We start from the raw sequence: 11,512 nt of genomic DNA, 5'->3' as shown, positions 1-11,512 counted from the left end.
CGCCCCGACCACAGCAGCGCCCGCCCCGGCCCCCCACCACCCAGGCCGCCCCGAAGGCGCCGACCACGTCTGCGCCGACCATCCAGGCCTCCCATGCTGACGGCAACGACTACCTGTACTTCGAGACGCAGGACGGCGTCATGTGCGACATGTACAAGTACTACGTGGAGTGCGAGACCACCCCGGAGGGCGAGTTCATGCGCGCCCGGGTGCTGAACACCGGCCCGGCCACCCTCTTCACCCCGTCCGGCTACATGGGCGGCGCCGAGGGCCTGGTCAGCCACACCCTGGTGCCCGGCCAGTCCGCCCGCCTGAACGAGTTCCTCTGCACGGCCGGCTCCACCGGCGTCTCGTGCCGGAACGAGAACACCGGAGCGTCCATGACCGTGGGCCGCGAGATCTCGCTCGGCTCCGGCGGCTGACCCGCCCGTACCCGTTTCCCGACGACGGCCGCTCACCTTCCGGTGGGCGGCCGTCGTCGTGCTGTAGGCGGCTTCCCGCGGCGATCGGTGCCCTCCATGTAGCGTCGGAACCGGCACTGCATACCCCGGGGGGTATATGTGTAGAGTGATGACCACATACCCCAGGGGGTATACAGCGAGAGGTGAGGAGCCGTCGTCGGGAAGCCCCGGGGGAGCACAGACCGCGCCGCGGCCCCGCGGCCCGAGACGACCACACGGAAAGGGGGGCAGCCATGCTGCTCGAGCGCATCTACGACGAGGACCTCGCCCAGGCGAGCTACGTGATCGGCTGCCAGGCGAAGGGGGAGGCGATCGTGGTGGACCCCCGCCGCGACATCCAGGTCTATCTGGACCTCGCCGCCCAGCACGGCATGACCATCACGCACGTCACCGAGACCCACATCCACGCCGACTACCTCTCTGGCACCCGCGAGCTGGCCCACGCCACCGGCGCCCGGATCCACCTCTCCGGCGAGGGAGGCGAGGACTGGACCTACGGGTTCGACGGCAACCTGCTGAAGGACGGGGACACCGTCGAGCTCGGCAACATCACCGTCCAGGCCGTGCACACCCCGGGCCACACCCCGGAGCACCTGTCCTTCCTGGTCACCGACGGCGCCTTCACCGACGAGCCGGGCTACATGCTCACGGGCGACTTCGTGTTCGCCGGCGACCTCGGGCGTCCGGACCTGCTGGACGAGGCGGCCGGCGGCGTGGACACCCGCTTCGAGGGTGCCAAGCAGCTCTTCCGCTCCCTGCAGTCGGCGTTCCTGACCCTCCCGGACCACGTGCAGGTCTTCCCGGCCCACGGCGCCGGCTCCGCCTGCGGCAAGGCCCTCGGTGCGCTGCCGTCCACCACGGTCGGCTACGAGCGCAAGAACGCCTGGTGGGCCGGCTACCTGGCCGAGGCCGACGAGCAGGGCTTCATCGACGAGCTACTGGACGGCCAGCCGGACGCCCACGCCTACTTCGCCCGCATGAAGCGGCAGAACAAGCAGGGCCCGGCCCTCCTGGGCGAGCTGAAGGAGCTCGAGGAGCTGGACGCCGAGGGCGTGCAGAAGGCCCTGGCCTCCGGCGCGGTGTTCGCGGACACCCGCGGCGTGGACGAGATCCTCGCCGGCACCGTCCCGGGCGCGCTGGCCTTCCCGTCCCGCGGCAAGGTCGCCACCACGTGGGCTGGGCCTACGACCCGGAGAACGACGACGCGGACATCGTGCTGCTCGCCGACGGGCTCGAGGACGCCGAGGACATGCGCGACCACATGATCCGGGTGGGCGTGGACACCGCCGCGGCCTTCGTGCGGACACTGGACGGACTCGAGCTGGAGCCGGTGCCGACTGTGACCGCCGATGAGCTGAAGAAGAAGGTCGCGGCCGATGAGGCCGGCGGGCCGGACTCGGAGGCCGACGCCGTGCTCGTGGACGTGCGCAACAAGACCGAGTTCTCCGCGGGCACGGTGGCGGACGCCATGCAGCTGAACGCCGGCAAGGTCCTGTTCCACCAGGACGAGCTGCCGAAGGACCGGCAGCTGGTCACCTTCTGCCAGTCCGGCCTGCGCAACGTGGTGGCCGCCCAGGCCCTGCGCCGCGCCGGGTTCGACGTGGTCGAGCTCGAGGGCTCCTACGCCGCCTGGGACTCTCAGGCCTGAGCCCTGCGGGCAGTCCGGCCCCTGAGCTGGACAGGCCTTTCTGATTTCCACGACTCTCCCACCGGAGGAAAAATGACCCCTGTGACCGTGATCCCCGTCAGCCCCGCCGAGCTGCGCCGCCGCCTGGACTCCGCGCGGGACGTGGTGGTGGACGTCCGCACCCCGGCCGAGTTCGAGACCGAGCACATCGCAGGCTCCTACAACGTGCCCCTGGACCTGCTCCAGGAGCACACGCAGGACCTCGTCGAGCGCCCCGGCGGGCACGTGGTGCTCGTCTGCCAGTCCGGCAGCCGGGCCTGCACCGCCCAGGACCGCCTCGCCGAGGCCGGATTCACCTCCGCCCAGGTGCTGGAGGGCGGCCTCTCCGCCTACGTCGCCGCAGGCGGGGACGTGGTGCGCCGTGGCTCCCGCTGGTCCATGGACCGCCAGGTCCGGCTCACCGCCGGTTCCATCGCGTTGGCCGGGGCCGTGGCCTCGCAGCTGGGCCCGCGCCGGCTGGGGCTGATCCCCGCGGCCATCGGCGCCGGGCTGAGCTGGTCCGCCGTGTCGGACACCTGCGCCATGGCCGCCGTGCTCGCGAAGATGCCGTGGAACCGGGTGGCCGAAGAGCGTCCGGCCGAGGCCGTGCTCGACGATGTGGCCCGGGCCTGCCAGGACGGCGCTCCGGAGGCCGAGGCGGGCGCCGGTGCCGCGGTAGACCGTGAGGAGTCGGTGCGCTGATGCTCTGGCTCGTCCTGCTCCTGGCGGTGGTGGTCGGCCTCCTCGTGGGGCTGCTCGGCGGCGGCGGATCCATCCTCACCGTCCCGCTGCTGGCCTATGTGGCCGGGCTGCCGCCGGAGCAGGCGATCGCCGGATCCCTGTTCGTGGTGGCCGTGACCTCGGCGGTGGCCTTGGTGCCGCACGCCCGTCGCGGCGCCGTCCAGTGGCGTGTGGGCGCGGTCTTCGGGGTGTCCTCCATGGTCGGCGCGCTGCTCGGTGGCCTGCTGGGGGCACGCCTGCCCGGCGCGCTGCTGATGGTCCTGTTCGCCGTGATGATGGTGGCCTCCGCGATCGGCATGATCCGCGACAGGAAGCCGGTGGACCCGGCCACTCCGCCGACGCCGCTGTGGAAGTCCCTGCTGCAGGGTCTGGGCATCGGCGTGGCCGTCGGGACCGTGGGTGCCGGCGGAGGGTTCATGGTGGTCCCGGCGCTCGTGCTGCTGGCCAAGCTGCCCATGGGCCAGGCCGTGGCGACGTCCCTCATGGTGATCGCCATGAATTCCCTGGCCGGGCTCGGCGGACACCTCACCGGGACGTCGCTGGACTGGTCCTGGGTGCTGCCCGTGACCGGTGCGGCGGTGGTCGGCGCGCTGGTCGGCGCCCCGCTCACCCACCGGGTTCCGCAGCAGGCGCTGAAGAACGGCTTCGGCTGGTTCGTCCTCGTGATGGGCGCGTTCGTGCTCGTCCGGGAGGGCCTGGCCCTGCTCGGCTGAGCCGCGCCGAGCCGTGCACCGAGCCAGAGAGTCCGGTCGGGTCCCCTTCGCCGAGCCAGAAGGTTTGGCCGGGGTCCCGCGCCGAGCCAGAAGGTTTGGCTGGATCCCTGCCCCTCCAAGTGACCACTCTCTCTGGTTCGACGACGAAGATGACGGTCGCCAGGAAGGCGACCGGCCGTCGTCGTTATACCCTGCCGGGTATCCTCACAGTCCCACCGCCCCCGCACACACCCGTTCGTCTTCCCCCTCCACACACCCAAGGAGCCGCCATGCGTGCCGCCGACGACGCCACCCAGCGCAAGATCCTCAACCGCCTCAAGCGCGCCCGCGGGCAGCTCGACGCCGTCATCCGCGAGGTCGAGGGGGAGGGCAGCTGCCGCGACGTGGTCACCCAGCTCGCCGCTGTCTCCACGGCCCTGGACCGGGCCGGCTTCACGATCGTCTCCTCGGCCATGCAGCACTGCATCGCGGACCCGGAGAAGGCCGAGAAGGAGGAGAAGCTCACCGTCGAGGAGCTGGAGAAGCTCTTCCTCACCCTCTCCTGAACCGCCGCACGCACCGTGCTGACGAGACCCGGTCGGCTGGGGCCGGCGCATCGTGACCGGCGGCGTCAGTCCCGCCGCTCGAGCAGGTGGTTCGGCAGCCGGTTGCCCGGGGCCTGCGCGCGGATCTCCAGCAGATCCCGGGCGTGCTGCCACAGGGCCCTGTCCTCGTCCGTGACGGGCTCCCAGGCGGGGACCGGGACGGCATCGCCGTGCTCGTCCCGGGCGACCATCACGGTGAGGCAGTAGGTGGTGAGCGCGAGCTCGTCCCCCTTCGGGTCCCCGGAACGGACGTGGACGGCCACGTGCATGCCCTTGCTGCCGGTGTAGATCAGCCGCGCCTCGACCTCCACCAGGTCCCCGATGTGCAGCGGCCGGTAGAAGCGGATGCCGCCGGAGAACACCGCCACGGTGTCCTGGCCGTAGTAGCGGGAGGAGCACAGGTAGGCCGCGGTGTCGATCCACTCCATCACGATGCCGCCGTGCACCTTGCCGCCCCAGTTCACGTCCGTGGGTGCGGCGAGGAAGCGCAGGGTGACCTCATGGCGGCGGTGCGCGTCGTGCGAAAGGGGGCGGCCGTCGTCGTGGTTCCGGCGGCGGAGGCGCCGGCCGAGGCAGCCGAGGCGGCGGGGGAGGTCTGGGCGTCCTTGTCCATGGCACCAGTCTGCCCGGGGGCGGGGGAGCGGTGAGTGCTGTGGGATGTTCCGTGAAGTCGACGGAAAGTCGCCGGATCGCCCCCGTCTGGTCCGATCCGCCGAAGAATCGTCGATTCGGGCGCTTCACGCCGTCTGCCCTCCCGCCTTGACCCTCACGCGACGTCAGGGTGTTCACTCGTGCCCATGGAAGACAGACAGCTCACGGTCGGCGAGGTCGCCGAGCTCACGGGGGTCACGGTGCGCACCCTGCACCACTACGACCGCCTCGGACTCGTCCGCCCCGCCCGCACCGCGGCCGGCTACCGCCTCTACGGCCCGGACGACGTCGCGCGGCTGCAGGAGGTGGTCGCCTACCGGCGGCTCGGCTTCGGCCTGGACGAGATCCCCGGTCCGACGACGGACCGTCGCCTTGCGCTGGAACGTCAGCGTGAGTACGTGGTCGGCAGGATCGACGAGCTGCAGCGGATGCGGCGGGCGCTCGAGACGGCGCTGGCCGAGGAGGACCAGGACGACCAGGAGGACACGATGACCGACGCCGAGAAGAAGGAGCTGTTCGGGGACCTGTTCGGCTCCGCGTACGCCGACGAGTTCGAGGGGTACCAGGCCGAGGCCGAACAGCGCTGGGGGGACACCGACGCCTGGGCACAGTCCCAGCGGCGAACGCAGGGATACGGGGCCGAGGACTGGGCACGCATCAAGGCCGAGATGGACGAGGTGAACGGCCTGATCGTGGCGGCGCTGCAGGCCGGGGAGCCCGCGGACTCCGCGCGTGCGATGAACGCCGCCGAGGCCGCACGACAGCACATGAGCCGCTGGTACTTCGACGTCTGCCCGGCCATGCACCGGAACCTGGGGGACATGTACGTGGCGGACCCGCGGTTCGCGCAGACCTACGAGGACCTCGCCCCGGGGCTGGCGCCGTATCTGCGGGACGCGATCCACGCGAACGCGGACCGGCAGGAGGGCTGAGGGGCGGCTGAAGGGAGGCGCGACGGGAGGCGCGCAGACCCCGCGCGGTGCACAATGAGTGTGGTCCGCCATGCTCGCGGCGCCGCCGCATCCGGTCGTCGTCCGTTCCCTGCCTCACGCCCCGGTCCGCCCCGCCCCGCCCGATTCCACCCCGCACACTGAAGGACTTCCATGCTCTGGACCCTGATGCGCCGCCATCTGAAGCCCGCCCTGGGCATGGTGTTGGCGGTGCTCGTCCTGCAGCTGGTCAGCACGTTGGCCATGCTGTTCCTGCCCAGCCTGAACGCCCGGATCATCGACGAGGGCGTGGCCCGCGGGGACACCGGCCGGATCTGGGAGCTCGGCGGCGTCATGCTCGGCGTCGCGCTCGTCCAGGTGGCCGCGGCGATCTCGGCGGTGTACTTCGGCGCGAAGGTCGCCATGGGCTTTGGCCGGGACCTGCGCCGGGCGGTCTACACCCGCGTGGACCGCTTCTCCGCGGAGGAGATGGGCCGCTTCGGTGCCGGCACGCTGATCACCCGCGGCACCAATGACGTGAACCAGGTCCAGATGCTCACACTGATGGCGCTGAACTTCATGGTCACCGCCCCGATCATGGCGGTCGGCGGCATCATCATGGCCGTCCGCGAGGACCCGGGGCTGTCCTGGCTCGTCTGGGTCTCGGTGCCGGTGCTGATCGTGATCGTGGGGCTGATCGCCTCCCGGCTGATGCCGCTGTTCCAGCGCATGCAGACGAACATCGACGCGATCAACACGGTGATGCGCGAGCAGATCGTGGGCATCCGCGTGGTCCGCGCGTTCGTGCGCGAGGAGCACGAGGCGGAGCGCTTCACCGGCGCCAACGCGGACCTCACGCGCACGTCCGTGGCGATCGGCCGGCTGTTCGTGCTGCTGGGGCCGGTGATCACCATGGTCCTGCACCTGGCCACCGCCGCGGTGCTGTGGTTCGGCGCCGAGCGCGTGGACGCGGGCCTCGTGGAGGTCGGAGCGCTGACGGCGTTCATGCAGTACCTGCTGCAGATCCTGATGTCCGTCATGATGGGCACCTTCATGCTGATGATGCTCCCGCGCGCGATCATCTCCGCCCGCCGCATCGGCGAGGTCCTGGACACCGTCCCCACGCTCCATGAGCCTGTCTCCCCGGTGGCCCCTGCCGAGCGCCGCGGCCGCCTGGAGTTCCGGGACGTCACCTTCGCCTACCCGGGTGCGGACGCCCCGGTCCTGGACGGCGTCTCCTTCGCCGTGGAGCCGGGCACCACCACCGCGATCGTCGGCTCCACCGGCTCCGGCAAGTCCACCCTGCTGGGCCTGGTCCCGCGCCTCTACGACGCCACCTCCGGGCAAGTCCTCATCGACGGCGTGCCCGTCACCGACCTCTCCCGCGCCGAGCTGACGCAGGCCCTCGGCTACGTCCCGCAGAAGCCCTACCTGTTCTCCGGGACGGTGGCCGAGAACATGCGCTTCGGCGCCCCGGAGGCCACGGACGAGCAGATCTGGGCGGCCCTGGAGACCGCGCAGGCCGCGGACTTCGTCCGCGCCCGCACCACCGGCTCCGGCACGACGACGGCCACGGCCCTGGACTCGAACGTCGCCCAGGGCGGCACGGACGTCTCGGGCGGGCAGCGTCAGCGCCTCTCGATCGCCCGCGCGCTGGTGGCGGACCCGCGGATCCTGCTGTTCGACGACTCGTTCTCCGCCCTGGACGTCGCCACGGACGCGCGGCTGCGGGCGGCCCTGGACGAGCGGTACGGGGACACCACCCGGGTGGTCGTGGCCCAGCGCGTGGCCACCATCACCGCGGCGGACCAGATCCTCGTCCTGGAGGAGGGCCGGATCGTCGGGCACGGCACCCATGAGGAGCTTTTGGCCGGCAACGAGACCTACCGCGAGATCGTGGACTCCCAGGTCCGGGAGGAGGAGCTGGCGTGAGCGAGCAGAAGGCGAAGACGGAGCTGACGGACGAGGAGATCGTCGAGCTCCAGGAGTCCGGGGCCGGCGACGACTGGGGCGACGGGCCCGCGCGCAAGGCGAAGGCGTTCTGGCCCTCGGCCAAGCGGCTGCTCGGCCTGTTCCGCACCGAGCGCATCAGCATGGCTGTGGTGTTCGCCATGGTCCTGGTGGCCGTGGTGCTCAATGTGTGGGCCCCGCACGTGCTGGGCAAGGCCATGGACGCGATCTTCGGCGGCCTGATCTCCGGACAGATGCCGGCGGGAACCAGCCGGGATCAGGTCATCGCGGGCATGCGGGCCCAGGGTCAGGACCAGGCCGCGGAGATGCTCTCCGGCATGGACTTCGTGCCCGGGCAGGGCATCGACTTCGAGCAGCTGGGGCGGCTGATCCTCACCGTCCTGGCCATGTACGTGGTGGCGCAGACGTTCATGTGGCTGCAGGGGCGGCTGCTCAACGACCTGGTGATGCGGATCGTCTACCGGCTGCGTCAGGAGATCGAGGCGAAGCTGAACCGCCTGCCGCTGTCCCACTTCGACACCCGCCAGCGCGGCGACCTGCTCTCCCGCACCACCAATGACGTGGACAACGTGCAGCAGGCCATGCAGCAGGCGTTCTCCACGCTCTTCTACTCGGTGCTGACCATCATCGGCATCGTGGGCATGATGTTCTGGCTGTCCTGGCAGCTGGCCCTCATCGCGCTGATCGCCCTGCCGGTGGCCGGCGTGGTGGTGGGTGTGATCGGCAAGCGGTCCCAGCAGCTGTTCACCGCGCAGTGGCGGGAGACCGGGCGGCTGAACGGGCACATCGAGGAGTCCTTCACCGGGCACGAACTGGTGACCGTGTTCGGCCGCCAGGAGGACATGGCCGCCCGCTTCGACGAGCGCAACGAGGCCATGTACGAGGCCTCGTTCAAGGCCCAGTTCTTCTCCGGCATGATCATGCCGATCATGCAGTGGGTGAACTGGCTCGGCTACGTCGGCATCGCCGTGGTGGGCGGCCTGCGCGTGGCCAACGGCCAGATGACCCTCGGCGCCGTGACCGCGTTCATCCAGTACTCCCGCGAGTTCAACCAGCCCCTGGGCCAGGTCGCCGGCATGGCGAACATGCTCATCTCGGGTGTGGCCTCCGCCGAGCGCATCTTCGAGCTCCTCGACGAGCCGGAGGAGACGGAGCAGGCCGCCCCGGCCGACCGCCCCGAGCGGGCGGGCCGGGAGACGGAGGCGGGTGCCGTCGTCGGGAAGCCGGTGGGCGGGGCGACGGAACGCGACGTTCTCCCGAACGACAGCGCTGTGGATCGTGACGGATTCCCGAACGACAGCGCCGGGGGTGCCGGGGTACGGGGGCGGGTGGAGTTCGCGCACGTGGCCTTCTCCTACACGCCCGAGAAGCCGCTGATCACGGACCTGAACCTGATGGCCGAGCCGGGGCAGACCGTGGCGATCGTCGGGCCGACCGGCGCCGGCAAGACCACCCTGGTGAACCTGCTGATGCGGTTCTACGAGGTCGACGGCGGACGCATCCTGCTGGACGGCGAGGACATCGCGACCATCCCGCGGCAGCGGCTGCGCGCCCGTACCGGTATGGTGCTCCAGGACGCCGTGCTGTTCGGCGGCACCATCCGGGAGAACATCCGCTACGGCCGCCTGGACGCCACGGACGAGGAGGTGCTCGAGGCCGCGAAGGCGACCTACGTGGACCGCTTTGTGCACACGCTGCCGGACGGGTACGACACGGTGATCGAGCAGGACGCGGCGAACATCTCCGCCGGCGAACGGCAGCTGATCACCATCGCCCGCGCGTTCCTGGCACAGCCTGACCTGCTGATCCTGGACGAGGCGACCTCCTCCGTGGATACCCGCACCGAGGTGCTCGTGCAGGAGGCGATGGCGGCGCTGCGTTCGAACCGGACGAGCTTCGTGATCGCCCACCGGCTGAGCACCATCCGCGACGCGGACGTGATCCTGGTGATGGAGCACGGAGACATCGTGGAGCAGGGGTCGCACGAGCAGCTGCTCGCCGCCGGCGGGGCCTACGCGCGCCTGTACCGCAGCCAGTTCCAGGGCGCCGCCGTGGACGTGACCGGGGAGGACGCCGAGGCACCGGACGCAGGGACGGGGGCGGCGCCGCAGGGCTGAGCCGCAGCGCTGAGCCGCCGAGCCGAGCCGCCCCCCGGCACGTCGGACCAGAGACTTCGGCCCCCTCACATGCACGTGAAGGGGCCGAAGTCTCTGGTTCGGTGAGGCGGATCAGAAGGTGTAGGGCACGCGCTCCCAGGTCAGCAGGTCCTGCTCCGCATGGCGGCCCTTGCCCGCGTGCTGCGGGGCCACGGTGAAGCGGGTCCACTCGTTCGAGCTGGCGTCGCCCTCCACCGTGATGCGCTCCAGGTTCTCCACCGGGTCCACCCCGTAGGCCTCGAGCCAGGGCGAGCCGGCCGCGAGCGGGGCATCGTGGTGGTAGCGGTGCGAGTCGCCGTTGATCAGGTACACCGGGCCGTCGAACTCGGCGGCGCGCTCGGCGATCTGCTGCACGGCCGGGCGGAAGGCCTCGACGGTCTCCGGGTCCACGACCTCGCCGTCCACCACCTGCGCCGGCAGGAACATGTCCGCCTGGGTCATGATGACCACGCCGCGGGCGTTCGTGCGCTCCGCGTCGTCGAACAGGTCGTCGATCAGGGCCGCGTTCGCGGCGTTGCGCTCCTCGACCTCGGCGAGCTGCTCGGCGGTCGGCTCCGTCTCGCCGAGGCCCTTCCACGGCAGGGTGGAGTTCTCCGAGCCCTGGATGTTCACCACGCCGAACTCCACCCGGCGCTCGCGGAAGCGGGCGTTCTCCGGCAGGCCGATCTCGTCATGGGTGTCCATGCGCATCGAGGAGTCGCCCAGGGTGCGGTCCGCGCGCGGGTAGAACACGTCCCGGAAGGCGTCCAGACGCTCGAGCGGGTTGTAGGCGCCGTTGTTCGTGCGGTGGCAGTCCGTCCAGTCGTTGTCCCCGGGAGTCAGCACCAACGGCAGGGCGAGGCGGTCGAACTCACCGCGGATCATGGCGAAGTACTCGTCCGAGCACTCCGCGGAGCCGGCCTTGATGTCACCCACGTGGGCCACGAACTTGAGGTCCCGCTCCTGCGCGGACAGCTCGTCGATCATGTCCGGGAAGCGGGCCACCTGGGCGTCGCCGTAGGGGACGTCGCCGATGACACCGAACTCAAAGGAGTGCTGCGGGCCGCGGGCCTCGGAGGCGGTCTGCGCGGACGGCGCGGCGGACGGGGCGGAGGCGGCCGTCGTCGGGGACGCCGATGCCCGCCGGCGAGGGCGGCGCGGCGGCGGCCCAGGGCGAACGGGCGACGAGCGGTGCGGGACATGGGGGATCCTCTCTCCACGGCGCCGTGGCGCCGGTCACGGATGGGTGCGCAGGACACCGTAGTGACGCCGCATGACCGCAGGGGGAGCCGCCGGTGGCCGTCCGGTGAACGGCGGGAAGGGGGCCGTCCACCGACTGGTTCCCAGCGCCGAGCCAGAGGAACCGGCTGCTTCGCGGGCCCGGGAACCAGCCGAACTCTCTGGCTCGGCGCACACTGGCCGCCACACTCTCTGGCTCGGCGCACACTGGCCGCCACACTCTCTGGCTCGGCGCACACTGGCCGCCACACTCTCTGGTTCGGCGCCCGTGCACCCCGTGAGACCACCGCACTCTCCGGTTCGGCGCCGCCCGCCCCAGCCTCCACAATGGTCCGGTGAGTCCGCACACCCGCACCGATCCCGCCTCGTCGCCCGAGCCCGGCGCCCCCGACACCCGTCGACCGGGCTGCCCGCCGCCGCAC

General features: G+C 71.2%; 8 protein-coding genes and 2 pseudogenes. 8 read left to right on the top strand and 2 right to left on the bottom strand.

The window, feature by feature from the left end; all coding sequences use genetic code 11:
- The 5 genes and pseudogenes from AC2W7A_RS04605 to AC2W7A_RS04585 all read left to right on the top strand — a co-directional run.
- On the top strand, window positions 1-422 hold a 422-nt coding region (locus tag AC2W7A_RS04605), incomplete at its 5' end, for a hypothetical protein (protein ID WP_485990325.1).
- 272 nt (window positions 423-694) lie between these two features.
- Window positions 695-2,109: pseudogene (locus AC2W7A_RS04600) on the top strand (MBL fold metallo-hydrolase).
- A 72-nt stretch (window positions 2,110-2,181) separates the two neighbouring features.
- Window positions 2,182-2,829 carry a rhodanese-like domain-containing protein gene (locus AC2W7A_RS04595; RefSeq protein ID WP_485990324.1) on the top strand — a complete coding sequence of 216 codons (648 nt, stop codon included), beginning with the start codon at window positions 2,182-2,184 and terminating at the stop codon, window positions 2,827-2,829.
- Window positions 2,829-3,581, top strand: coding sequence for a sulfite exporter TauE/SafE family protein (locus tag AC2W7A_RS04590; protein WP_485990323.1), 753 nt, complete (start codon window positions 2,829-2,831; stop codon window positions 3,579-3,581). The genes AC2W7A_RS04595 and AC2W7A_RS04590 overlap by 1 nt, the downstream gene beginning before the upstream one ends.
- Window positions 3,582-3,850: 269 nt before the next feature.
- Window positions 3,851-4,126, top strand: a complete 276-nt coding sequence (locus AC2W7A_RS04585) for a metal-sensitive transcriptional regulator (protein ID WP_485990322.1) — start codon at window positions 3,851-3,853, stop codon at window positions 4,124-4,126.
- A 65-nt stretch (window positions 4,127-4,191) separates the two neighbouring features.
- On the opposite strand, the pseudogene AC2W7A_RS04580 reads toward AC2W7A_RS04585, so the two are convergent.
- Window positions 4,192-4,662: pseudogene (locus AC2W7A_RS04580) on the bottom strand (acyl-CoA thioesterase); the annotation flags it as partial.
- A 300-nt stretch (window positions 4,663-4,962) separates the two neighbouring features.
- Between AC2W7A_RS04580 and AC2W7A_RS04575 the strand changes: the two are divergent.
- The 3 genes from AC2W7A_RS04575 (at window position 4,963) to AC2W7A_RS04565 (ending at window position 9,833) form a co-directional block, all read left to right on the top strand.
- Window positions 4,963-5,748 (top strand): MerR family transcriptional regulator, encoded by a 786-nt coding sequence (locus AC2W7A_RS04575; RefSeq protein WP_485990321.1) that lies wholly within the window; start codon window positions 4,963-4,965, stop codon window positions 5,746-5,748.
- Window positions 5,749-5,919: 171 nt separating this feature from the next.
- Complete coding sequence (locus AC2W7A_RS04570; RefSeq protein ID WP_485990320.1) at window positions 5,920-7,677, top strand: ABC transporter ATP-binding protein; 1,758 nt, start codon at window positions 5,920-5,922, stop codon at window positions 7,675-7,677.
- Complete coding sequence (locus AC2W7A_RS04565) at window positions 7,674-9,833, top strand: ABC transporter ATP-binding protein (protein WP_485990319.1); 2,160 nt, start codon at window positions 7,674-7,676, stop codon at window positions 9,831-9,833. The genes AC2W7A_RS04570 and AC2W7A_RS04565 overlap by 4 nt, the downstream gene beginning before the upstream one ends.
- A gap of 111 nt (window positions 9,834-9,944) precedes the next feature.
- Here AC2W7A_RS04565 and AC2W7A_RS04560 read toward each other — a convergent pair whose 3' ends face one another.
- Entirely contained in the window at window positions 9,945-10,856 is a 912-nt protein-coding gene (locus tag AC2W7A_RS04560) for a hypothetical protein (RefSeq protein WP_485990318.1), read from the bottom strand.
- Window positions 10,857-11,512 lie beyond the last annotated feature (656 nt).

It is taken from the genome of Micrococcus sp. LASM2_SD2, from assembly GCF_057364565.1.
Note: the sequence above shows the minus strand (reverse complement) of the source record. Positions and strands in the feature narration are given on the sequence as shown.

Bases quoted from the DNA above. Each gene is read 5' to 3' on its own strand.
- AC2W7A_RS04595 (WP_485990324.1), top strand. From the start codon at position 2,182: ATGACCCCTGTGACCGTGATCCCCGTCAGCCCCGCCGAGCTGCGCCGC.
- AC2W7A_RS04590 (WP_485990323.1), top strand. From the start codon at position 2,829: ATGCTCTGGCTCGTCCTGCTCCTGGCGGTGGTGGTCGGCCTCCTCGTG.
- AC2W7A_RS04585 (WP_485990322.1), top strand. From the start codon at position 3,851: ATGCGTGCCGCCGACGACGCCACCCAGCGCAAGATCCTCAACCGCCTC.
- AC2W7A_RS04575 (WP_485990321.1), top strand. From the start codon at position 4,963: ATGGAAGACAGACAGCTCACGGTCGGCGAGGTCGCCGAGCTCACGGGG.
- AC2W7A_RS04570 (WP_485990320.1), top strand. From the start codon at position 5,920: ATGCTCTGGACCCTGATGCGCCGCCATCTGAAGCCCGCCCTGGGCATG.